Source organism: Hydrogenophaga sp. (assembly GCF_048549895.1).
Taxonomy (GTDB): Bacteria; Pseudomonadota; Gammaproteobacteria; order Burkholderiales; family Burkholderiaceae_C; genus Hydrogenophaga.
Genome location: NZ_JBLYYB010000243.1, coordinates 1 through 23,279, shown reverse-complemented (window position 1 = coordinate 23,279; position 23,279 = coordinate 1). Strand labels below are relative to the sequence as shown.

The window sequence follows — 23,279 nt, the reverse complement described above, 5'->3', positions numbered from 1 at the left end:
TCATGCAGTTGCGCTTCGCTTCGTTCGCTGTGATCAACTTACGGGAGGACTTGCACCTCCGAGAGAGCGCCCGTGCCGGGCGCACCAAAAAAAAGCCACCTTGCGGTGGCTTTTGAAAGTCCTTGAAGGGACGTCGTTGGGAGACCGGTTTCAAACGCGCTGGGCGACGTGTGGGGTTTGCCGAATCTGTTCTTCTTGGCTTGTTGTGACAGCAACGGTTGATATTGTGCTGTGCAGCGGGCCGTTCCACCATCCCCCACCTGTGGGATTTGGCAGATTTTTGAATACCAAAGAAGCACAGTTGTTAGGTAATTTTCACCAACTTCGAACGCTGCCCGGGTGGACAAGCCACAGGCTGGGCTCAGAGCGGCAAGCGCACGACAAACCGGGCACCACCACCGGGTCGGTCTTCGCAGTGAACATGGCCGCCATGCCGCTCGACGATGGTCTTGACCAGCGACAGCCCCAGGCCCACACCGCCTTCGCGCTCGCTGGCGCCTGGCAGGCGGTAGAAGGCCTCGAAGATGCGCTCTCGCTGGTCGGCCGGCACGCCCGGGCCTCGGTCTTCCACCCACAGCACCGCAGCGCGCTCAATGGCTTGTTGCTCGATCGACAGCCGCAAGCGCACGTCGGGCTCCGCCCCTTCGAGCCTTGGCGACGCCGTGTTGTGGCCATGGCGGCGGGCGTTCTCCAGCAGGTTGCGCAGCACGCGCCGAAGCAGCTTGGCGTGACCCTGCACCAGCGCGGGTGAGGCGCCCGGCGCAATGTCCAGATCGGCGCCGGTGCGCGCGCACTCTTCGGCGGCCAGTCCCACCAGGTCCACCTCTTCCGTGGGCCCCAGTGCCGACACGTCGCTGGCGTCGCGCAAATCGAGCCGGCTGGCCAGCAGGATTTCGTCGATCAACTGGTCGAGCTCATCGATGCTGCGCGCCATTTCACTGCGCTGCTGTGCGCTCACGCTGTCGCGCCCCAGCAGCTCAAGCCCCATGCGGATGCGCGCCAGCGGTGAACGCAGTTCGTGCGACGCATTGGCCAGCAAGGACTTGTGCGACTTCACCAGTGTCTGCACGCGCTCGGCTGCTGCGTTGAAACGTTCGGCGAGAAACGCCACTTCGTCCTGACCTTGTACCGGCAGGCGCGTGGACAGATCACCGTCACCCCAGCGCTCCACGCCCTTTTGCAGGCCTTCCAGCCGCTTGGTGAGGCGCCGCACGATCGGATAAGCACCCAGCGCCACAGCCAGCGCCACAAAGCCCAGCAGCCACGCAAACCCGGTGGGCGTCTGCAACCAGGCGGGCGCGCGGCGGCCCGGGTTATTCACACCTTCGGGCCGGTTCGGACGCGGCAGCAGCACAAACAGCTTCTGCCCGTCCTTCATGTTCACTTCGAATTCCCAGCCCCCGCCCGGGATGCGCACCGCACGCGCAGGCGCCTCGCCAATCACCTCACGGCTGGCATCGCGAACCACGATCGTGCGCGTGACGCGTGCGTCGCGCTCGGCCCGGTCGTTGTCCAGCGCCTGCTGCCACAACCAGCCAGCCGCTAGCGTCAACACCGTCACCACTGCCACTACCGCGAGCCAGATGCGCAGGTAGAGCTTGGAGCCGAAGAAGGCTTTCAATCTTGTTGCTTCGCGAAGACGTACCCCACACCGCGCACGGTGAGGATGCGTTTGGGGTCTTTGCTGTCGGCTTCAATCGCGTTGCGGATGCGGCCGATGTGCACGTCGATCGAGCGGTCGAAGGCTTCGAGCTCGCGCCCGCGCACCGCCTCCATGATCTGGTCGCGCGTGAGCACACGGCCGGCGCGCTCGGCCATGGCCACGAGCAGGTCGAACTGGTACGAGGTCAGTTCACACGTCTGGCCGGCCACCAGCACCGTGCGTGCGTCGCGGTCGATGTCCAGCGAGCCGAAGCGCATCACCGGCGTGCTGCGCGACACGCTGGCGCTGCCGGTCTCGCCACGGCGGCGCAGCACGGCGCGCACGCGGGCCAGCAGCTCGCGCGGCTCGAAGGGTTTGGGCAAGTAGTCGTCGGCGCCGAGTTCCAGGCCGATGATGCGGTCCATCGGGTCGCCCTTGGCGGTGAGCATGAGCACGGGCACACGGGCCACATCGCCCTGCAGCGCGCGAATGCGCCGGCACACTTCCAGCCCGTCGATGCCCGGCATCATCAAGTCGAGGATCACCAGCTCGGGCTGGATGAGCTGCAGCTGCTCAAGGCCCGCCTCGCCGTCGGCGGCGTGGGTCACCTCGAAGCCCGACTGGCCAAGGTACTCGACGACCATCTTGGCCAGTCGGGCGTCGTCTTCAATCATCAGCAACTGGGATGTCATGGGTGTGTTGTGGAGTCGATTGACAAGAACGGTTGAGCGTGCAGGCCGGTTGTGAACACGGGTTGTGGTGGGCGTAAAGAAACGTGAACGCAGCACACGGTCACGGGCGCTGGCCCACGGGTGCGACCCGCGAAGCGAGCCAGACCAGCAGCAGCACCGGCACGCCCAGGCAGGCCGTGGCGATGAAGAAAGTCGGGTAGTCGTAGGCGTCGACGAAGGCGCCCGAATAGCCCGCAAGCCACTTGGGCGCCAGCAGCATCATCGAGCTGAACAGCGCGTACTGTGTGGCCGAGTAGCTCACGTTGGTCAGGCCGGAAAGATAGGCGATGAATGCGGCCGATGCCACGCCCGAGCTCAGGTTGTCGGCCGAGATGATCAGCACCAGCGCGGTCACGTCGTGGCCATGCCCGGCCAGCCAGGCAAACAGCAGGTTGCTGGCCGCCGAGAGCACGGCGCCGAGCATGAGCACGCGCATGACACCCAGCTTGAGCGAGAGCGCGCCACCGATGAACGCACCCACCAGCGTCATGATCACGCCGAACACCTTGGTGACTGCAGCCACCTCGTCCTTGGTGTAACCCATGTCCACATAAAACGGGTTGGCCATGATGCCCATCACCACGTCGCTGATGCGGTACACACCGATGAGCGCCAGGATCAGCACCGCCTGCTTGCCGTAGCGCTTGAGGAAATCGGCAAACGGCTCCACCAGTGCGCTGCGCAACCATTCGGCTGCGTTCTTCGACGGCGGCAACACCACGCGCGCCGGCTCGCGCGAGAACAGCACGGTGAACACGCCCACCAGCATGCTCGCGGCCATCACGAGGTAGGCCGTGGTCCACGCGGCCTGCTGGTACAGCACGCCCGGCGCTGCACCCGCCACCGCGGCCGCCGGTGCCACCTCGGCGCGCGCCGCAATCCACAACACACCAGCGCCGGCCCAGATCATGGCCAGGCGGTAGCCGGTCTGGTAGGTGGCGGCCAGCGCACCCTGGTGGCGTGCGTCGGCCGACTCGATGCGAAACGCATCCAGCGCAATGTCTTGTGTCGCCGACGCAAACGCCACGGCCAGCGCACACCACACGACCATGGTCAGGCCCGTGCGGGGATCGGACAGCGCCATGCCCACCAGCGAGGCGATGATGAGGAACTGCGAGAGCAGCAGCCAGCTGCGCCGCCGCCCGAGCCAGCGCGTGAGAAACGGCAGCGGCAGGCGGTCCACCAGCGGTGCCCAGCACCACTTGAACGCGTAGGCCAGCCCCACCCAGCTGAGGTAGCCGATGGTAGTGCGGTCCAGGCCGGCTTCACGCAGCCGAAAGCTCAAGGTGCCCAGCACCAGGAGCAACGGCAGGCCAGCCGAGAAGCCCAGGGCGAACATGCGCAGGCTCGCGGGCTCCAGGTACACACGCAGGGTTTCGCCCCAGGTCGGGTTGGGTTGCGGCACCGGATCGGCGGCCGAGAGACGGGTCACGGGGGTGGGTGGAGTCATCGGCACGCCGTTCAGAGGATGGGTTCGCCGGGGTGGGCACACCCCCATGGCTTTGACTATTATTCACGCATGGTGCGACTCGAAGTCGCCACATAGTCGTCTTCATGACGACATTAACGATAGCCTGTTTCTCCTATGAGAGACGCGGGAAACGCCCTCTCAAAAGGGCGAATTTGTGCAGCCGAAAGGCGCTCTTTTGGCTGCACCGGGCAGACCCCGCAACGGGGTATGAACGGTAGGTTGTGCCCCGCGAGGGGCACAACCAGTAGCTGAAAAGAGACAAATTTCTCTGCTCAGAGGTGTTATTGCGCGTGTTTTACAAACCGTTGCAGTTGGCCAATGTGCAGGCTATTCGTGAGCGGCACCGCTCAAGATGTCTTGTTCTCAACTGAACCACGCTTGGAACAGCGTGTCCTCTTCCGCACATGCGTCTGGAGTAATCCGGGGGTGTGAAGCTGCGGGTAAACGTCCCATGTCGCAAGACATACAGGCCGCACGTGAGTGCGTCCGACTTCCAGAACAAGCCTGGGAGGAGACGCGGAGGAAAAGGGTATGGGAAATGTAATGTGAACTCACGTCGGAACCGCCGTAAGAATAGACCAGCTTACGCTTGCATCCTTCATCTGAAGGGAGCTGGAGCCAAAAGGCAAGGTGCCAGGGAGTCGAGGGTCGTGCACCTCTGACTCGTTCCCCAGCGCGCACCCGGTGGAAAGTGAGTCCCTAACCCCGTCTGTCGGTCCGCCGACCGACAGGACATCTTGGGAAACGAGGTAAACCCGATGTATCGCCTCAGTCCTTCCGGACAGGGGCAGCCCGAACGCAAGTGAGGGCCATGGTGCAGCGGGCAGAGGACGTTACAAAAAGCGAATGGCCACCTGTAATGGGTGGCATAGGGGTTCAAGATTTGCCCTGGGGTGAAAGCCCGCTGACTTGTAATAGGCATCGACCGCGCGAGCCGCGCGTGTCTTTCAACAACCGACCCGGGGGGGGGCATCGTCCCTCCGGGGAAGGTGTCCTTACCCGGGTCCTAACCGAACCGGAGAAGGTATGGATTACATCGAGGAAGATTTCGATGCTGCGTCCCCGGGCGAATCTAATGGGTGGACTGCCATGGACTGGCGAGCCGTTCATTACTTCGTAGGGAAAGCACAAACGAGAATCGCGCAGGCAGAACTGGCGAAGGACTTCCGAAGAGTCAAACGACTTCAAAGAAGCCTGATCCGATCCTGGCAAGCCAAGGCATTGGCCGTCAGGAAAGTTACCGAGAACCAAGGGAAGCGGACCTGTGGCGTGGACCGCGAACTATGGAAAAAGCCAATTGAAAAACTGAACGCAGTCAGTCAATTGAACCTCGCTGGATACCGGGCCAAGCCGCTGCGGCGGACCTGGATTCCTAAAGCGGATGGAAGGAAACGGCCACTGGGCATACCGACCATGAAAGACCGCGCCATGCAGGCACTGTTCCTGCTGGCACTGGAGCCTGCTGCAGAGTGCCACGCCGACCCGAATTCGTATGGATTCAGAAAGGGAAGGTCGACGCACGACGCACGGCAACAGTTGTTTGTGTGCCTGGCCAAGAAGGCTTCGGCCCAATGGGTTCTGGACGCAGACATCACGGGGTTCTTCGACAACATCAACCATGACTGGTTGCTCGCCAACGTTCACATGAACAAGCGGGTACTGGGGCAATGGTTGCGCTGCGGAGTGGTGGATAAACAGCAGCTGCAGAAAACGGAGGCGGGTACTCCCCAGGGGGGGATCATCTCGCCGCTGCTTGCAAACCTGACGCTGGACGGGCTCGAAGCGGGACTCACACGGTTCTTACAAGACCAACTGGGAACCACAAGAGCCAAAAAGGCCAAGGTTCATCTGGTGCGATACGCCGATGATTTTGTGGTGACGGGTGACTCGAAAGAGGTGCTCGAAACCATGGTCCGGCCTTGGGTGGAAGCGTTCCTGCGCGAGCGGGGACTGCAACTGCACGAGGGTAAGACGCGCGTGGCACATATCGATGACGGGTTTGACTTCCTGGGCTGGAATTTCCGGAAATACACGGGAACACTGCTCATCAAGCCCAGCCAGAAAAACGTGAAAGCGTTCTATGGCAAGGTCAGTGATGTGATCGCAAAACACCTCTCAAAGTCAAAGGCAACTTTGATCAGGGAGCTAAACCCAATCCTCAAGGGCTGGGCGCGATACCACCACGGCGTTGTCGCCAAGGAGGTGTTCACCAAGCTCGACCATCAGATCTTCTGGCGGTTGCGGCGATGGGGAATGCGCCGACACCCACGATGGGTTCGAGGAAAGGTGTTCCTGTACTACTGGACACATGACGCGGGCCGCTGGGAATTTTTGGCGACCATACGCAACAGGCGGAAAGAGGCAATCCAACTGCAGCTGTACCACCTAGCCGACACGAAAATTGTTCGGCATAAGAAGGTCAAGGGGGAATACCACCCATTTGATCCCGCATGGGAAGTCTATCGAGAGAAACTGAGACGGGAACGGATGGAGCAATCCATCTGGAACGGTCAACGACTCGATCTGTGGATGAACCAAAACGGCAACTGCGTTCACTGTGGCACCGAGATGAACCACGAGGACGACAGGCTTCATGACCACCACATCGTTCCAATACGGTTGGGTGGTTCGCACAGTCTGTCCAATCGTGTGTTGCTGCACCCATGGTGTCACCGGCGTATTCACGCCCTAGGTTTGGAGGTAACCAAGCCGGTCCCAGTACGGGGACTTTAATTTGATGAAGCGGCACAGGGTTTGCAACCCGTTTACTCCGCGTAGTCAAAGGACGTGCAAGAGCCGTATGCGCTGAAAGGCGCACGTACGGTTCCCTGGGGGGGCTATAGTAGAAATACTATGGCCCTACCCTCCTGTTTCATCTGCGACCTCAAATCCCCCCCATCCTCCGCATCGCGGCCCGATCACGTCTGGTCGGCACGCCGCGGCTTTCTGTTGGCGGGGACCGCAGCGGCAGCGGGCAGTGTGCTGCCGGCTGCCGCACAGGTGGACGTGGGCCAGGCTTCGGCCCTGCGCAACCTGATTCCGGCCGAAGAACTGGAGGGCGCGGCCAACCAGCAATACGCCCAGATGATGAGCGAGGCCAACACCAAGAAGCTGCTGCTGCCGGCCGGTCATCCCCAGGTTCAGAGGCTGCGCAACATCGCGCGCCGCATCATTCCGCACTCGCCCCAGTGGAACAAACGCGCCACCGAGTGGAAGTGGGAAGTCAACCTGATCCGCAGCGACCAGGTCAATGCCTTCTGCATGCCGGGCGGCAAGATCGCCTTCTACACCGGCATCCTGGAAAAGCTGCAGCTCACCGACGACGAGACCGCGATGATCATGGGCCACGAGATGGCCCATGCCCTGCGCGAGCACGCACGCGCCCGGGTGGCCAAGAGCAGCGCCACCAGCATCGGCCTGTCGATTGCTGCGCAGTTGTTCGGTCTGGGTCAATTGGGTGATGTGGCGGCCAACCTGGGCACGCAGTTGCTCACGCTCAAGTTCAGCCGCGAAGACGAAACCGAAGCCGATCTGGTCGGGCTTGAATTGGCGGCCCGCTCGGCCTACAGGCCACAAGCCAGCGTGAGCCTGTGGCAGAAGATGGCGTCAAACAGTGGCGGTGCGGGCCCCGGCTTCTTGTCCACCCACCCCAGTGGCCCCAACCGCATCCGCGAACTCGAGAGCAATGTGCCGCGGGTACAAGGCCTTTACGAGCAAGCCCGCAAGGGTTGAAACGATCCGGTGAAGCGGTTCAGCTCAAGAGGCGCTCGGGGTTGGCGTCGAGCTTGGTGAGGGCGTCTCGCGTGGCACGCACAGTCAGCGCTTCCTCTTCGCTCGGCACCAGCAGACCGGCCTGCAAATAGGATGCCACGCGGGTCGACTGGATCAGGAAACAACGCCCGCCGTTGGTGACAAACAGGTAGAGTTGCCCGCGCTGGCTGCGCCAGGCCAGCTGCACGCTGTTGAGCTTGCCGTTGTGGTCCAGACCAAACCACGAGCCGATCTGCAACTCAACCGCCCATGAGCGCATGGCCTCGTTGGGCTGGCTGCCGCCCTGGTTGATCACCTCGATGTTGCTGGCGTCCACGCCCGTGATCATCTCGATGCTCTCGTTGTTCAGGTCCAGATCGCCCAGCCCGTCGGCCGGCAAGTAATCTTCCAGATTGGCCAGGCGTTCGGAGAGGTTGTCCAGCTGCTCCTGCGAGATCGCTTCGGTGCGGGACATGAAGGCGTCGGCCAGCGTGTCGCTCACGGTCTTGATGTGCTGGTCCTGCATGCCGGTGGTGAAGCCCAGCAGCCCCATGCCCTGACGCAGGCGCTGCAACAGGGCAGGCAGTTGCTGGATCACGCGGGCGCGGTCATCGCGGTTGGGCTTGGCGCTGGCCGCCCACAGCAGGTCGGAGGCCACCTGCTTGAGCGCACTGGTTTCCTCGTGGCGCAGACCGTACTTGACGCTGGACACCGCGAGCACATCGACCCACACCTTGAAAAGGAAGTCGCGCACTTCATCGCGCACCGGCACATCGTCCAGCAGCTTGCGCAACTCGATCGTGTACTGCACCGACAGCGTTTCTTTTTGCTCGACCTGCTGCGCCACGCTCACGAAACGGCTGGCACTGCCTTGCTCGCTGAGGTAGGTGGAGAGGAATTTCTGGAACTCGTCGAACACCAGCTGGAACACGCGCCGGCCTGTTTCCGGGTACTGCTCGATCACCTGCACCACGCGCTTGATCTCGGCCTCCAGCGCGGCCGAACTGACGTTGGACTCAAAGCCCATCACGCACGAGCCCATGCGGTCGATCAGGCGGCGGGCGGGGTGCTGCAAGGCGCTGAAGAACTCAGGCTCGGCCAGCGCCACGCGCAACACCGGAATCTGCAGCCGCGCGAACCACACCCGCACGCTGGGCGGTATGCGCTCCTCGGCCAGGATGCTCTGGAACATGAGCGCCACCACCTCGATGGTGGCTTTTTCGGTGGGCGTGCTCGCAGCCTGCTTGAGTTCGGCCGTGCGCTGACGCAAAACAACGGCCGCTTTCTCCACATGGGAGGCGTCCATGTAAACAGCGCCCGGGCGGCTGTTGCCCGACACGTAAAAACCTGCACCAGCGCTGTCGCCCGGCACCACACGCTGCATGGCCTGTGCCAAACCAGCAGAGGGGGGCAGGATCTGTGTGGCTTCGAAGTCGCCGCCGACCTTGTCGATCAGCATGCGCCGCAACCGACCCACAACGCCTTGGGCACGCATGCGCGCGCGCGCCAGCGGCGAGGCACTGGTCATCATGCGGGTTTCGTCCTGCACACCCGTGCTCGGGGAGCCGGTGGCACCTGAGCGGCCCGAAGAGCTGGCACCGCCAAAGTTGCTCTGGGCTGCGCCCGAATGCGGGCTCTGCTCCGCACCAGCGCCCCCGGAAGCGGGCCGGAACCCGGCGGCCGCTCCGCCGGCGCGCGCAGCGCCGCCGGGTGGAACACGTGCGCCCACCGGGCTGGACTGCGGCGGTGCTGCAGGCGGACCTTCAGAGCGCGCGCCCGGTGCGCGTCTGACCAATGCCTGCAGATCGATTTCCTTCATGACGCCGCTGGCCACCAGGAATTCGTTGGCCGCCTTGTAGGCGTCGTGCAACTTGGTCGTCATGATCGGGGCCAGGGCGTCCTGCACCAGGGCCCAGGCATCGCGCGACATCTCGGCTTCCAGCCACTGGTCCACCAGAATGCGGGCGGTCACGTCGGGCAACAGAACGTCGCCACGCGACAGCTCCTGACGCTGTTCCAGGTGCTGCACGCGAAGGCGCAGCTCATTGAGTTCGGTGGACGCTTTTTCCAGCACCCGCATGGCCAGGCGGGAGGCCATGATCTGGTCGTCGATGGCACCTTCGGCCACCAGTTCCAGTGCGCCCGACATGCTGATGGGCTGTCCAGAACTGGACATGCGCGGCAGCAACGTGCGCTGCAAGGCTTTGCGGCTGTGGTTGAGCCAGGTGGTCTGGTGTTTCTGGAAGGCAGTCCAGGCGTCGCGCCGAATCTGCATCTCGCGGGCCGGGCCGGCCTGGTCAAGGATGGCGGTCAGGCGGGTGTCGCAGGCCTTGACCATTTCGGGAAGGGCACGACCCACATGAACCACGAAGAGTTCACGTGCCTGTTTGGCCAGGGAGGAGACGTGCTGATCGGGGGGCGACACAATATTTTCAGTATGACATGAAAGGCATGCCCGTCCGGGGGTGAGCGGTCTCGCAGAACAGGGGCCGGCGTGCGGTTCGCGGTTAAACCACAGCGCCTGCGTTCGGGTCGTCCGGATCGCCTTCGTTCTTGCTGCTGGACTTGATCAGGTCTTCCCGTTTGATGCCCAGCCACATGGCCATGGCCGCACCGACGAACACCGACGAATAGATGCCGAAGCAAATGCCGATGGTCAGGGCCAGCGCGAAGTAAAAGAGCGTTGGTCCGCCAAACAGCAGCATGGACAGCACCATGATCTGGGTGGAGCCGTGGGTGATGATGGTGCGGCTGATGGTGGAGGTGATCGCGTGGTCGATCACTTGCTGGGGCGCCATCTTGCGCTGTTTGCGAAACGTCTCACGGATGCGGTCGAAGATCACCACCGACTCGTTGACCGAGTAACCCAGCACGGCCAGCACGGCAGCCAGCACGGCGAGTGAAAACTCCCACTGGAAAAACGCAAAGAAGCCCAGGATGATGATCACATCGTGCAGGTTGGCCACGATGGCCGAAACCGCGTACTTCCACTCGAACCGGAAGGCCAGGTAGATCATGATGCCCACGATCACCAACCCCAGGGCCATGAGCCCGCTGGAGACCAGCTCCTGCCCCACCTGCGGTCCCACAAACTCGGTGCGGCGCAGTTCAACGGCCGGGTTCTGCGCCTTCAAGGCGGCCAGCACGGTCTCGCTCTGCTGACCGGACGACTGGCCGGCCTGCACCGGCAAGCGCAGGAGCACGTCGCGCGAGGTGCCGAAGTTCTGCACCGGCACGTCGGCATAACCCAGGTTTTCGATCACCTTGCGCACCGACTCCAGGTCGGCGGGTTGCTCGTAGGCCACCTCCATCACGGTACCGCCGGTGAACTCCACCGACAGGTGCAGGCCACGGGTGGTCAGGAAAAAGACCGCGAGCACAAATGTGATGAGCGAGATGGCGTTCAGCACGATCGCGTGCTTCATGAACGGGATGTCCTTGCGGATGCGGAAGAGTTCCATGGTGCGGCGCCTCGTTCAGTCGGCCTTGACGGCGGGGGTCTGGTCATCCGGGCGCCAGACGGTGCCGATGGACACGGTCTTGAGTTTTTTCTGCCGGCCATACCAGAGGTTGACCAGGCCGCGCGAGAAGAAGACCGAGGAGAACATGCTGGTGACGATGCCCAGGCAGTGCACCACCGCAAAGCCGCGCACCGGACCCGAGCCGAAGATCAGCAGCGCCAGACCGGCGATGAGCGAGGTGATGTTGGAGTCGAGGATGGTGCCCCAGGCCTGGTCGTAACCGGTGTTGATCGCCACCTGCGGTGAAGCGCCGCGGCGCAGTTCTTCGCGCACGCGTTCATTGATCAGCACGTTGGAGTCGATCGCCATGCCCAGCGCCAGCGCCATGGCGGCAATGCCTGGCAGCGTCAGCGTGGCCTGCAGCATCGACAGGAGCGACACCAGGAGCAGCAAGTTGAAGCCCAGCGCGATGCTGGAGAACATGCCGAAGAGCATGTAATAAGCGCACATGAACAGCACGATGACGGCGAAGCCCCAGATCACGCTGTTGAAGCCCTTGGCGATGTTCTCGGCGCCCAGGCTCGGGCCGATGGTGCGCTCTTCAACGATCTCCATGGGCGCCGCCAGCGAACCGGCGCGCAGCAACAGGGCGGTGTCGCTGGCTTCCACGCTCGTCATGGCGCCCGAAATCTGCACCCGGCCACCGCTGATTTCACCGCGAATCACCGGCGCAGTGACCACCTCGCCGCGGCCTTTCTCGAACAGGATGATGGCCATGCGCTTGCCCACGTTCTCACGCGTGACATCGCGGAAAATGCGCGCACCTTTGGCGTCCAGCGAGAGGTGCACGGCAGCTTCCTGGGTCTGGCTGTCAAAGCCGGCCTGGGCGTCGGTGAGGTTCTCCCCGGTCAGGAGCACGTCGCGCTTGACGACGACCGACCGGCCACCGCGCTCGGGGTAACGCTCGGAGCCGAACGGCACTGCGCCGGTGCCACGCTCGGCGGCCAGCCCGTCGGTGGACTCGTCGACCATGCGCACCTCCAGGGTGGCGGTGCGGCCCAGGATGTCCTTGGCTTTGGCGGTGTCCTGCACGCCGGGCAGTTGAACCACGATGCGGTCCGCGCCTTGTTGCTGGATCACCGGCTCGGCCACGCCGAGTTCGTTGATGCGGTTGTGCAGCGTGGTGATGTTCTGCTTCAGGGCCTGGTCCTGCACCAGCCGGGCGGCTTCGGGTCGCAGGGTCGCGATCAGGCGAAAGTCCGGCGTGTCGGTGAGCACCAGATCGGGAAACTGCGCGCGGATCAGATCGGTCGCAGCGCCCAGGGTCTGGGCATCGCCGGCGCGCAGTTCCAGCGTCTGGCCGTTGCGGCTGATGCCGCCATGGCGCACGCCCTTTTCGCGCAGCAGGGTGCGCAGATCGGCCACCAGCACGTCGGCGCGGCGCTGCAAGGCGGCGGCCATGTCGACCTGCAGCATGAAGTGCACACCACCGCGCAGGTCAAGGCCCAGGTACATGGGCGAGGCGCCCAGCGAGGCGAGCCAGTTCGGGGTGCGCGGCAGCAGGTTGAGCGCGACCACGTGGCTGGCGTCGGCGGGATCGGGGTTGAACGTTTTTTCCAGCGCGTCGCGCGCCTTGAGCTGTTCGTCGGTCGTCTCGAAGCGGGCCTTGACCGAGTTGGCATCGAGCTGGATCAGCGCGGCTTGAACGCCTTGCGCCGAAAGCGCCTGCTCCACCCGGGTCACCGTGCCGCTGTCGATGCGCACCGTGGACCGGGCTGCAGACACCTGCACGGCAGGCGACTCGCCAAACAGGTTGGGCAGCGCGTAGATCGCACTGATCAGCATGGCGATCAGCAGGATCGCGTACTTCCACAGCGGGTAACGGTTCATGGTGGTGCCGGCCCTGAAGGCCGCAGGTGTGTCAGCGTGGTCGGACGGAGGTCTGGGCAGAAACGCGCGGGGCGGTCAGACCGCCCCCGTTGCACACCTTCAGACGCTTTTCAACGTGCCCTTGGGCAGCACTTGAACCACGGCGGTGCGCTGCATCTGGACTTCCATGCCGTCGGCAAGTTCCACGCCGACGTAGATTTCACCGATCTTGGAGACCTTGCCCAGAAAGCCGCCGGCGGTGACGACTTCATCGCCCTTGGCGAGCGCCTCGACCATGGCTTTGTGCTCTTTCTGACGCTTCATCTGGGGGCGGATCATCACGAAATACAGCACCACGAACATCAGCACCAGCGGCAGCATGCCCAGGATGGTGGATTGGGTGTCGCCAGCGGCGGCGGCTTGGGCGTAAGCGGAGGAAATGAACACGGGCGGTCTCCAACAGGTTCGAGATCAAGAAAAGGCCGAGCGCCCGGGCACCGCAACAAGCGGCGCCCGGGCGCTGGAACGCAACCCGCAATTGTATGCCGGGGGTGCCTGAAAGCGCTGGGCTCGGCGCCCGTGGCTCAGGCCGCCCGGGCCAGGGTGGGCGCGCTGGCGTGCAGGCCCCACTGGGACAGCAGCGCGGCGCGGCGCGAGCGGGCAGCGGCGAGGTTGCGCTCCTTCACATGCCCAAAGCCCTTGATGTGCTCGGGGATGCGGGCGATGTCGGCGGCCAGCTCCAGGTTGCTGGCGCTGAGCGCGGGCAACAGCGCGTCGATGTCGGCGCGGTATTCGCCGATCAGGGCACGCTCGGTGCGGCGCTCCTCGGTGCGACCGAAGATGTCCAGCGCCGTGCCGCGCAGACCTTTGAAACGGGCCAGCCACTTGAAGGCTGTGAACATGAAGGGGCCAAACGGCTGCTTGACCAGTTCACCGCGCTCGTTCTTTTTGGCGATCAGCGGCGGTGCCAGGTGCACCTTGAGCTTGAAGTCGCCTTCGAACTGGCTGGCCAGGCGGGCATGGAAGGCCGGGTCGCTGTGCAGTCGGGCCACCTCGTACTCGTCCTTGTAGGCCATGAGCTTGAACAGGTTGCGCACCACGGCCTCGCTCAGTGTGGTCTTGCCCAGCGGCGCTTCGGCCGCGCGCACGCGGGCAACGAAGCGCTGGTACTCGGCGGCGTACGCGGCGTTCTGGTAGCCGGTGAGGAACTCGACGCGGCGCGCGATCAGCTCGTCAAGCGAGTCGCGCTTCTTGAACTGGATCACCTGCTCACCCACACCGGCCTTCTGCCACAGGGCGGCCACGGCCTGCGGGTTGTGCGCGGCGCGGCGGCCCCATTCGAACGCCGTCTTGTTCTTGTCCACCTGCACGGCGTTGAGCTCGATGGCGCGCATCAGCGATTCAAGCTCCAGCGGCAACCAGCCCTTTTGCCAGGCGTAGCCCAGCATCATGGGGTTGGTGTACAGGCTGTCGCCCAACAGACGGGTTGCGGCGGTTTCGGCGTCGAACGCGCCGACCGACTCGGCGCCCAGGCTGTGCACCAGCGCGTCCACGCAGGCCTGCGCGGGGTTCTGCCAGTCGGGGTTCTTCACAAAAGCGGCCGTGGGCGTGGCGTTCACGTTGAGCGCCACGTGCGTGCGCCCGGCGCGCAGGCGCTGCCAGGTTTCCTTGTTGGCGCTGACGATCGGGTCGCAGCCGATGATCAGGTCGGCCGAAGCAGCTGAAACGCGCGTGGTGCGGATGTCGTCCTGCTGCGCGCCGATGAGCACGTGGCTCCAGGTCGCGCCACCCTTTTGCGCCAGGCCCGCTGCGTCCTGCGTGACGATGCCCTTGCCTTCCAGGTGCGCGGCCACGCCGAGCAACTGGCCGATGGTGATGACGCCGGTACCGCCGACACCGGCGACGATCACGCCCCAGGCTTCCGAGCCCAGCGTGGGCAACAGGGGCGCGGGCACGGCGCCGCCAGTCCATTCGGGCACAGCGCCCTTTTTGTCTTTCTTGCGCAACTGGCCGCCTTCAACCGTGATGAAGCTGGGGCAGAAGCCCTTGGTGCACGAGTAGTCCTTGTTGCAGCTGCTCTGGTTGATGGTGCGCTTGCGGCCGAACTCGGTGTCCAGTGGCTCGACCGACAGGCAGTTGGACTGCACGCCGCAGTCGCCGCAGCCCTCGCACACCAGCTCGTTGATCACCACGCGCTTGGCCGGATCCACCAGCGTGCCGCGCTTGCGGCGGCGGCGTTTTTCGGTGGCGCAGGTCTGGTCGTAAATGATGACCGTGGTGCCCTTGATCTCGCGGAATTCCTTCTGCACCGCATCGAGCAGGTCGCGGTGCTGGATCGCGATGCCCTCGGGCAGACCTTTCACACCGGCGTACTTCTCGGGCTCGTCGGTGACGATGGTGATCTTGACCGCGCCCTCGGCCCGCATGCTCTGCGCGATCTGCACCACGCTGTGGCCCTCGGGCCGCTCACCCACCTGCTGGCCGCCGGTCATGGCCACGGCGTCGTTGTAGAGGATCTTGTAGGTGATGTTCACACCGGCCGCGATGCTCTGGCGCACCGCCAGCAGGCCACTGTGGAAGTAGGTGCCGTCGCCCAGGTTGGCAAACATGTGCTGGTCATGGCTGAACGGCTGCTGGCCGACCCACGGCACGCCCTCGCCACCCATCTGGGTGAAGCCCACGGTGGCGCGGTCCATCCAGATGCTCATGAAGTGGCAGCCGATGCCGGCCATGGCGCGCGAACCCTCGGGCACCTTGGTGCTGGTGTTGTGCGGACAGCCCGAGCAGAACCAGGGCTGGCGCTCGGAGCCGGCCACACCTTGCGTAAGCAGGGTCTGCATCGACTGCTCCTGCGCGGTCAGGATCGCGAGCTGCGCGTCGATGCGCGCCATCACGTCCTCGGGCACCTGGCCCATCTTCTTCAGGCGCTTGGCAATCGCGCGCGCGATGATCGCGGGCGACAGGTCGGCGTTGGCGCGCAGCAGGGTGCGCTCGCTCGGGTTGGGCATGCTCCACTCGCCGCCGCTGAAGTCGCCTTCGGCCTCTTCGAACTTGCCCAGCACGTTGGGGCGCACGTCGGGCCGCCAGTTGTAGAGCTCTTCCTTCAACTGGTACTCGATGACCTGGCGCTTCTCTTCCACCACCAGGATTTCGCGCAGGCCAGTGGCGAATTCGCGCGTGGTCTGTGCCTCCAGCGGCCAGACCACCGCCACCTTGTGCAGGCGCAGGCCGATGCGCCGGCACGTGTCGTCGTCCAGCCCCAGGTCCAGCAGGGCCTGGCGCGTGTCGTTGTAGGCCTTGCCGCTGGCGATCAGGCCGAAGCGGTCGTTCGGGCCGGCGATCACGTTGTGGTTGAGCTGGTTCGCGCGGATGTAGGCGAGTGCGGCGTACCACTTGTAGTCGAACAGGCGCGCTTCCTGGTCCAGCGCGTGGTCGGGCCAGCGGATGTGCAGGCCGCCGGGCGGCATGACGAACTCGGGCACCACGATGTTCACGCGGTCCGGGTCGATCACGGCCGTGGCGCTTGATTCCACGATCTCCTGGATTGTCTTCATGCCGGCCCACACGCCGCTGAAGCGGCTCATGGCGATGGCGTGCAGGCCGAGGTCAAGAATGTCCTGCACCGAGGTGGGAAAGAACACCGGCAGGCCGCAGGCCTTGAAGATGTGGTCGCTCTGGTGCGCGGCGGTCGAGCTCTTGGCCACGTGGTCGTCACCGGCCACCGCGATCACGCCGCCCCAGGGCGTGGTGCCGGCCATGTTGGCGTGTTTGAACACATCGGAGCAGCGGTCCACGCCCGGGCCCTTGCCGTACCAGATGCCGAACACGCCGTCGAACCTGTTGGTGCCGGGCGGCGCAAAACCCAGCTGCTGCGTGCCCCACAACGCGGTGGCGGCCAGCTCTTCGTTCACGCCCGGCTGGAACACGATGTTCTGCGCCTTGAGGTGGGGCGCGGCCTTCTGCAAGGCCTGGTCGTAACCGCCCAGCGGCGAGCCCCGGTAGCCACTGATGAAACCTGCCGTGTTCTTGCCCACCAAAGCGTCGCGCTGGCGCTGCAGCATGGGCAGTTTCACCAGCGCCTGCACGCCGCTCATGAAGGCGCGGCCCTGGTCGAGCGCGTATTTGTCATCCAGCGTCACGGTTTCCAGGGCGCGGCGGATGTGGTCGGGCAGGGGGGCGTTCATGTTTTTTGTCTCCGTTGTGGCGGCATCGCTTCGTGGGCTTGGTGGGTGCGAGGGCGCAGGCCGTTGGATGCGCAACCCCAGTGTGGCGCACAGTGTATGCCCCGACGCGCGACAGGTGTTTGCGTTTCATGCCCGTTTTATCGATGATCGAGCAACATTCTTTCTCTTTGGAGGCCCTCATGGAAACACTCGACCAGTTCGACATCACCATCCTGCAAGAACTGCAAAGCGATGGCCGCCTCACCAACGCGGAGCTGGCCCAGCGCGTAGGCCTGTCGGCCGCGCCCTGCTGGCGGCGCGTGCGTGCACTCGAAGAAGCCGGCTTCATCCGCGGTTACCGCGCGGAGATCGACCGCGAAAAGATCGGCCTGGGCGTGCTGGCCTTCGTGCGCCTGGACGCCGACCGCAACAGCGGCGACGTCACGCGCAAGCTGGAAAACGCCATCCGCGAAATTCCGGAGGTGGTTTCGTGCCACTACATCAGCGGCTCCGGCACTTTCGAGCTGCAGGTGGTCAGCCGCGACCTCAACCACTTCAGCCAGTTCGCCCGCGAGGTGCTGCTCAACCTGCCCAACGTGAAAGACCTGCACACCAGCTTTTCGCTGGGCGAAGTGAAATCGGGGAGTGCACTTCCGTTGTCGCACCTGTTGGCTAAAAGTACAAACACGGCAAACCGCTCCAAAACTTGAACAAATTTGCAGCCATTCGTCTCAGCTTTTGTGCCGCTGGGTAACAAAGTCGCTGTAAGTCTTTGAGATATGTGCGTTTTTTCCGTTTTCGAGCTTGCCTTCATTCGTGTCGTTTCGTAACATCCCTTCAACCAACCCCGTGGAGCAGGTACCTGAAAGTCCTCAGCCCACACCCATCACCTCCACTTGAAGGAAACGTCGTGAACAAAGCCCTGCTCCTCAAAACCACCCTGGCCCTGGCGCTGGCCACTCCATTGCTGGCGTCGGCCGAGTCGCAGCTGGTCACGGGCACCGGCACCGCCACCGCCCGCCTGAACCTGCAAGTCGTGATCCCCGGTTTCATCGCCCTGAAGGTCGGTACCGGAGCCATCCTGTCCAACACCAACACCGTGGACCTGGTGAACTTCGTTCTGACCGACCCGCAAGTCGGCGTGGACGGCAACATCGCCGCCACCTCGGGCGGCGTGGTTCCGGTGCAGCTGTTGTCCAACATCGGCAACGTGAACTTCGCGTCGACCGGCGCAGCGCTCACCTCGGGCCCGGATTCCATCCCGCTGTCGCAAATTGCCGTGGCATCCGCCGGCACCCTGCCCCACCCCGCGTTCGGCGCAGCCGCCACCACCGTGACCCCGACCTCCGGCCGCACCATCAACCGCACCAGCAACTGGACGTTCAGCTACAACCACCAGGGTGCCACCGCTCCCGTGGGCGCCGGCACCTACACGACGCAAGTGACCTACACCGCTGTGGCGCCTTGATCCATCGGTGAACACCAGTTGGCTACGCGATGACGCGGGCCACGCACCACGGAGGGCCTGCGAACAGCAACCCTCCGTTTGCTTTTGGTGGCGCAACCCGGTCTGCCCGGGAACCGTCTGTACACACACTGGTCACAATCACGCCATGAAGCGCGCCCTCCGCTCCAGCACCCCACGCCACCTCGTCAGCGCCGGCCTGGCGTTGCTCTGCGTGGCGGAGATGGCGGCCGCCCACGCGTGGTCTCTGAACATCACGTCGGGCTCGCGGCGCCTGTTCCTGCATGTGGGCAATGGCGCGGTCAGCAACGCCAGCGGATCGTTCAACGGCTCGGTGGGGCGCAGTGGCCCCATCAACACAGTGTCGGTTGCGCCCTCCGTGGCACAGATGCTCAGCGGCGCAGCCCTGGCCATGACGAGCGACAGCACCCAGAACATCAGTCTGTACGGCGACGGCAACAACACCTGCCCGACACCCGCCAGCCAGCTCATGATCGGAGCCGGCTTCCGCCGCAACAGCGGTGCCAACAGCGCCACCTTGACGGTGTCCTCACCCACCAACCTCATCGACATGGCCACGGGCGAGATCATCCCGATCAGCCAGATCAGCTGGACCACCTCGGCCCCCAACGGCGGCATCGCCGACATCATTTCGGCAGGCACCTTCAACGGTGGCACCCAGACCCTGGCCACCGTACCCGGCAACCGCTACTTGGAGAACTGCCACACCTTCAGCTACGCCAACAGCACAGTGCGAGCGGCGGGCACCTACACCGGTCAGGTGACCTACACCCTCAGCAGCCCATGACCTCGATCAAGCACGTTCTGGCGCTGGTGGTCTGCGGGCTGGTGAGTGGCACGATGTGGGCGAACCCGCATCGGCTGGACGACTCGCTGAGCCACACCGTGCCGCCCAATGTGCAGATGCAATGGCTGCCGCTGACGCCGGGACAGTCGTACGCGGGCGGCATGGAGGCATGGGTACGTGTCAACATCCGCATCGACACCCGCGACTGGATGGGCCGCAGTGGCCGTATCTACATGGTTCTGCCGCGCGACGAGGCCTCCAGCATCGAAGCCGTCTGGACCACCCAGGGGCGCCTGCAGCCCGGGCGCCTGATCTCGGGTGAGCGCACCCTGGTCTACGCCGGTACCATCCCCGGCGCCACCCTGGAAGACCAGATGCAGGTGCGCCTGCGCTCCAACGCCGACTGGTCATCGAACAGCCGGCGCCTGAACTTCCACTTCGAATTCGACGTCGACTGACCCTGCCATGCCGTTTGCGCATTCAACATCTTTGCTTCGCGCACCGAAGGCGCTACCGGGTTGGGTGTCCGGTCTTCTGCTGCTTGCACCGCTGGCAAGTCAGGCCCAGGGCTTTGCGGCTTACATCACACCACCGCGTTTTGAAGTGCAGGCCACCGCAGGTCAATCGCTGCGCCAGGTGCTGGAGATCCAGCACGTCGGCCAGCAAAAAGGCAACTTCCGCATCTACACCAGCGACTGGACGCTGAACGCCGACAACTCGGTGACCTTCAGCGAGGAGCTCGCCGCCGACAGCTGCCGCCCCTGGGTGGCCATCGAACGGCGCGACCTGGTGATCGAGCCGGGCGCGCGCTACCGCTTCCGATTCGAGATCACGCCGCCGCCCGGAACCACCGCGCGCGAATGCCGCTTTGCGCTCATGGTGGAAGGCCTGGACGCCGCTCAGGCGCAGGGCAACCTGAACATGCCCGTGAGCGGACGCATCGGTGTGGTGGTGTATGCGGCCATCGGCGGCGCAGCGCCTCAGCTGGAACTGGTGGGCACGAAGGTGTCCACGGTCAACGGCAAGCCAACGGCGGTGGTTGAAGTGCGCAACCGCGGCAACGCCCACGGTCGCCTCGAAGGGTTTGTGAACGGCACCGACGCCTCCGGCAGCCGCCTTGAAATGGCCCCCGCCGATCTGCCCATTCTGGCCGGCGAAACGCGCGCCGTGACGATCAACCCTGTGGCTGAAGAAGGCAAGCCTCCCCGAGAGGTCCGCTTCCCACTCTCCATCAAGGGCAACCTCGAGTGGGGCAAGAACCGACTGCCGCTGGACGCCAGCTTCGCCCCATGAGGGGCGGGGTGGCGCGCCCGTCCCGTTGCCTGCTGGCTTTCCTGGCGTTTGCGACCCCGCTGCCAGCCGCCTGGGCACAAGGTGCAGTGCCCGCGCCTGGTGCAGCCACGCCCACCTACGTGGACCGGGTGATCGAGAACCTGCCGCCCGAGCCCGCCGCAGACACCGAGGCCTACGTCTACAACCCCGAGGGTTTGCCGCGTTTCCTGCGCCTGGAAACCCGGCTCGGCACCGAGCCGTTCGACCAGACCCGCACCACCCGCATTGGCTACGGCATCTACGGCCTGCTCGAAACGCCCAACCACGGAACGCTGTCGATCGACGGAACCTACGCGTCTCGCGGCAGCAACGGCACCCTCACGCTGCGCCAGCGCGGCCTGCCGCTGGAGGGTGGCTGGCTGGTGAGCAATGAGGCGGGTGTGATCAATTCACCCACCCCCGACGTCACGCGTCTGCCAACCCGCGTGTACCTGCCCTCGACCATCCTGCAAGGGGTGAGCACCGAATGGGGCCACGCCAGCCGGGGCCTGCAGCTGCAAGCGTCCACCGGCGAGCCTGGTCAACTGGCGTTCCTGCCCGCGAGCGGCTTTCGGGGGTTGCCGGGACGGCGCACCACCTTGGGCGGCCAATGGCAGATCAACGCCACCGGTGAGCAAGGCCTGTCCAGTCAGGGCTGGACGGTGGCGCTGCGGCACGAAGATGCGCGCGGCGTGTCGATTGTCGACGCGCCCCAGGCAATCGGTGAGCTCGTCGACGCGAACTCCACCCTGCTGGCGCTGCGCCACGAAAGCGCGGAGCACCGCATCCAGGGCCAGGTGATGCAGACGCAGGCGAGCAACGTGCGCGGTGGCCGGGGCGGCTACTGGATCGATGGTGAATGGGACGACGGACCACGCCGCCACGGCGCTGGCGCCTACCGTCTGGAGCCCAATCTGACCTGGGCCAACCTGGCGATCGCCAACAACATCGTGGGTGCCTACCTGCGATCGAGCTGGCGAACGCGCCAGTGGTCTGCCGAAGGCTCGGTCGACTGGCTGGACTCGATTGTGGGCCGCACCGGCAGTGGCTACTTCGCCACCGGGTCCGCGCGCTGGCGTCTCAACCGCGACCAGGCGCTGGGCGTTGGCACCGCGGTGCGACGCTTCAACGGCAACGCCTGGAGCACCTATGTCGACTGGCGCTTCCAGAACGGCTGGGGCGCCAGTGGCCTGCGCCTGGAAGTCACCGGCGACGACAGCCAGGCCGATTCGCGCGGCATCACCTGGGACCAGGAATGGGGGGTGCCGCAGGGCTGGGCGCTCTCCACCAGCCTGGGCTCCACCGTGTACGGTGCTACCGAGTTCCAGTCCGCCGAGACCACCTGGAACGGTGCCGTGAGCATGGCCATGCCCTTGAGCGCCAGGGCCAGCGTGCGCGGCATCTTCAATACCGAACGCAGCAACACCGGGCAGACGCGACACAACCTCAACCTGGGCGCCCAGTGGCGCATCGACACGCGCTGGAGCCTGGAGGGCAATTTCAACCGCTCCACCGGGCGCAGCCGCCTCAACAACTCGCTCGACCCACTCGCCCCGCTGCCGCAGGTCATCGCCGACTCGGACCGCTCCGTCTACGCGGTTCTGCGCTACGAGCTCGAAGCCGGCAGCCGCAACGTGCCGCTGGGCGGCAAGGCGGCCGAAGGCGGTGGCCGCATCGAGGGCACGGTGTACTTCGACGCCAACCGCAGCGGCACCCAGGAAGCCAGTGAAACCGGCGTGGCCAACGTGACCGTGTTCCTGGACAACCGCTACGCCACGCGCACCGACAACCAGGGCCGTTTCGAGTTCCCGTTTGTAGCCACTGGGCCGCGCACGGTCAACGTGCGCTCGGACACCTTGCCCCTGCCCTGGAACGTGGTGGGCGATGGTCAGACCAAGGTGGACGTGCGGCTGCGGGAAAACCTGTCCCTGAGCATTCCGGTGCAGCGCAGCGAGTGAACGTCGCGGCGAAAGTCGGTTGCGGTCACGCGCAAGGGTTCAAGTTTTCAACAGGCGGGCCGATAGTGGGACATGTCCCGCTCAATGCGCTCCATCCTTGCCGGCCTGGCCACCGGTGCCCTGCTCCTGGCGCCCACCACCGGCATGAGCGAAGCCGTGGTGGCAGGCCCGGCGGGTGCCAGCGCGTCGCTGCGGATCAGCATCACGGTGCCGCCCGTCGTGCGGGTGCTGGAAAACAGCCACCCCACCCAGCTCATCCCGGTGGTCGGCGGCGACTGGAGCGCTGAACAGCGACTGGTGGTGGTGTCCAACATGAAGCGCGGCTTTTGCGTCACCCTGCGCATGAGCACCTCGGACGTGGAGTCGTGGCGCCTGCAGACCGAACAAACCGGCGGCATCACGCTCAACCAGGTCAGCGAAGGCTACCGGCTCTGCACACCACGCCCGGGCCGCTACACGCTGCTGCTGCAGCACGAGTTTGAGTCCCGGGGCAACAGCACGATGCAGTCACTGCGCTGGCCGGTGCAGACCGACATCACGGCTCTCTGAGGAGTGCCCCCACGCTCCGCCGCTGCGCGGGTCGCTGCCCCCCGAGGGGGCTGTTTCGCCTTGGGGCGGCCCGGCGGCGACACCTTGCCCCCACGCTCCGC

At 64.8% G+C, this 23,279-nt stretch carries 17 protein-coding genes; 9 read left to right on the top strand and 8 right to left on the bottom strand.

The features are described from left to right. Positions 1-361 precede the first annotated feature (361 nt). The 3 genes from ACN4F8_RS22060 to ACN4F8_RS22050 form a co-directional block, all read right to left on the bottom strand. Positions 362-1,621: a sensor histidine kinase gene (locus ACN4F8_RS22060; protein ID WP_419475544.1), complete on the bottom strand. Its 1,260-nt coding sequence runs from the start codon at positions 1,619-1,621 to the stop codon at positions 362-364. Further along, positions 1,618-2,334 carry a response regulator gene (locus tag ACN4F8_RS22055; protein WP_419475543.1) on the bottom strand — a complete coding sequence of 239 codons (717 nt, stop codon included), beginning with the start codon at positions 2,332-2,334 and terminating at the stop codon, positions 1,618-1,620. The genes ACN4F8_RS22060 and ACN4F8_RS22055 overlap by 4 nt, the downstream gene beginning before the upstream one ends. Positions 2,335-2,434: 100 nt before the next feature. Continuing rightward, positions 2,435-3,823, bottom strand: a complete 1,389-nt coding sequence (locus ACN4F8_RS22050) for an AmpG family muropeptide MFS transporter (RefSeq protein ID WP_419475542.1) — start codon at positions 3,821-3,823, stop codon at positions 2,435-2,437. A 1,047-nt stretch (positions 3,824-4,870) separates the two neighbouring features. On the opposite strand from ACN4F8_RS22050, the gene ltrA reads away from it, so the two are divergent. Together ltrA and ACN4F8_RS22040 are read left to right on the top strand one after the other, a co-directional pair. Beyond that, positions 4,871-6,577 carry a group II intron reverse transcriptase/maturase gene (gene ltrA / locus ACN4F8_RS22045; protein ID WP_419475541.1) on the top strand — a complete coding sequence of 569 codons (1,707 nt, stop codon included), beginning with the start codon at positions 4,871-4,873 and terminating at the stop codon, positions 6,575-6,577. Between the two features lie 120 nt (positions 6,578-6,697). After that, the gene (locus tag ACN4F8_RS22040; protein ID WP_419475540.1) at positions 6,698-7,576 is read left to right on the top strand and encodes a M48 family metallopeptidase; all 879 of its coding nucleotides are present in this window, start codon (positions 6,698-6,700) and stop codon (positions 7,574-7,576) included. Between the two features lie 19 nt (positions 7,577-7,595). Here the strand turns inward: ACN4F8_RS22040 and ACN4F8_RS22035 are convergent, their stop codons facing one another. The 5 genes from ACN4F8_RS22035 to ACN4F8_RS22015 form a co-directional block, all read right to left on the bottom strand. Beyond that, the gene (locus ACN4F8_RS22035) at positions 7,596-10,019 is read right to left on the bottom strand and encodes a DUF1631 family protein (protein ID WP_419475539.1); all 2,424 of its coding nucleotides are present in this window, start codon (positions 10,017-10,019) and stop codon (positions 7,596-7,598) included. A gap of 82 nt (positions 10,020-10,101) precedes the next feature. Beyond that, positions 10,102-11,055: a protein translocase subunit SecF gene (secF, locus tag ACN4F8_RS22030; RefSeq protein ID WP_419475538.1), complete on the bottom strand. Its 954-nt coding sequence runs from the start codon at positions 11,053-11,055 to the stop codon at positions 10,102-10,104. Between the two features lie 15 nt (positions 11,056-11,070). After that, positions 11,071-12,945: a protein translocase subunit SecD gene (gene secD, locus ACN4F8_RS22025; protein WP_419475537.1), complete on the bottom strand. Its 1,875-nt coding sequence runs from the start codon at positions 12,943-12,945 to the stop codon at positions 11,071-11,073. Between the two features lie 99 nt (positions 12,946-13,044). Continuing rightward, on the bottom strand, positions 13,045-13,371 hold the full coding sequence (gene yajC / locus ACN4F8_RS22020) for a preprotein translocase subunit YajC (RefSeq protein ID WP_419475536.1): 327 nt from the start codon (positions 13,369-13,371) through the stop codon (positions 13,045-13,047). Between the two features lie 137 nt (positions 13,372-13,508). Beyond that, positions 13,509-17,108 (bottom strand): indolepyruvate ferredoxin oxidoreductase family protein, encoded by a 3,600-nt coding sequence (locus ACN4F8_RS22015; protein WP_419475535.1) that lies wholly within the window; start codon positions 17,106-17,108, stop codon positions 13,509-13,511. A 179-nt stretch (positions 17,109-17,287) separates the two neighbouring features. Between ACN4F8_RS22015 and ACN4F8_RS22010 the strand changes: the two genes are divergently transcribed. From ACN4F8_RS22010 to ACN4F8_RS21980, 7 genes are all read left to right on the top strand, one after another. Next, positions 17,288-17,797: an Lrp/AsnC family transcriptional regulator gene (locus ACN4F8_RS22010; protein WP_419475534.1), complete on the top strand. Its 510-nt coding sequence runs from the start codon at positions 17,288-17,290 to the stop codon at positions 17,795-17,797. A 200-nt stretch (positions 17,798-17,997) separates the two neighbouring features. Then, positions 17,998-18,555 (top strand): hypothetical protein, encoded by a 558-nt coding sequence (locus ACN4F8_RS22005; protein ID WP_419475533.1) that lies wholly within the window; start codon positions 17,998-18,000, stop codon positions 18,553-18,555. Positions 18,556-18,700: 145 nt separating this feature from the next. After that, positions 18,701-19,360: a hypothetical protein gene (locus ACN4F8_RS22000; protein WP_419475532.1), complete on the top strand. Its 660-nt coding sequence runs from the start codon at positions 18,701-18,703 to the stop codon at positions 19,358-19,360. Continuing rightward, positions 19,357-19,818, top strand: a complete 462-nt coding sequence (locus ACN4F8_RS21995; protein WP_419475531.1) for a hypothetical protein — start codon at positions 19,357-19,359, stop codon at positions 19,816-19,818. The genes ACN4F8_RS22000 and ACN4F8_RS21995 overlap by 4 nt, the downstream gene beginning before the upstream one ends. 64 nt (positions 19,819-19,882) lie before the next feature. Next, the gene (locus ACN4F8_RS21990) at positions 19,883-20,653 is read left to right on the top strand and encodes a hypothetical protein (protein ID WP_419475530.1); all 771 of its coding nucleotides are present in this window, start codon (positions 19,883-19,885) and stop codon (positions 20,651-20,653) included. Between the two features lie 8 nt (positions 20,654-20,661). Then, positions 20,662-22,629, top strand: a complete 1,968-nt coding sequence (locus ACN4F8_RS21985) for a hypothetical protein (protein WP_419475529.1) — start codon at positions 20,662-20,664, stop codon at positions 22,627-22,629. A gap of 72 nt (positions 22,630-22,701) precedes the next feature. Continuing rightward, complete coding sequence (locus ACN4F8_RS21980) at positions 22,702-23,178, top strand: hypothetical protein (protein WP_419475528.1); 477 nt, start codon at positions 22,702-22,704, stop codon at positions 23,176-23,178. Positions 23,179-23,279: the final 101 nt, after the last annotated feature.

What these genes read in the sequence shown, in the direction of transcription:
- ACN4F8_RS22055 (WP_419475543.1), bottom strand. Translation starts at nt 2,334, where the DNA reads ATGACATCCCAGTTGCTGATGATTGAAGACGACGCCCGACTGGCCAAG.
- ACN4F8_RS22050 (WP_419475542.1), bottom strand. Translation starts at nt 3,823, where the DNA reads ATGACTCCACCCACCCCCGTGACCCGTCTCTCGGCCGCCGATCCGGTG.
- ltrA (WP_419475541.1), top strand. Translation starts at nt 4,871, where the DNA reads ATGGATTACATCGAGGAAGATTTCGATGCTGCGTCCCCGGGCGAATCT.
- ACN4F8_RS22040 (WP_419475540.1), top strand. Translation starts at nt 6,698, where the DNA reads ATGGCCCTACCCTCCTGTTTCATCTGCGACCTCAAATCCCCCCCATCC.
- secF (WP_419475538.1), bottom strand. Translation starts at nt 11,055, where the DNA reads ATGGAACTCTTCCGCATCCGCAAGGACATCCCGTTCATGAAGCACGCG.
- secD (WP_419475537.1), bottom strand. Translation starts at nt 12,945, where the DNA reads ATGAACCGTTACCCGCTGTGGAAGTACGCGATCCTGCTGATCGCCATG.
- ACN4F8_RS22015 (WP_419475535.1), bottom strand. Translation starts at nt 17,108, where the DNA reads ATGAACGCCCCCCTGCCCGACCACATCCGCCGCGCCCTGGAAACCGTG.
- ACN4F8_RS22010 (WP_419475534.1), top strand. Translation starts at nt 17,288, where the DNA reads ATGGAAACACTCGACCAGTTCGACATCACCATCCTGCAAGAACTGCAA.
- ACN4F8_RS22000 (WP_419475532.1), top strand. Translation starts at nt 18,701, where the DNA reads ATGAAGCGCGCCCTCCGCTCCAGCACCCCACGCCACCTCGTCAGCGCC.
- ACN4F8_RS21995 (WP_419475531.1), top strand. Translation starts at nt 19,357, where the DNA reads ATGACCTCGATCAAGCACGTTCTGGCGCTGGTGGTCTGCGGGCTGGTG.
- ACN4F8_RS21980 (WP_419475528.1), top strand. Translation starts at nt 22,702, where the DNA reads ATGTCCCGCTCAATGCGCTCCATCCTTGCCGGCCTGGCCACCGGTGCC.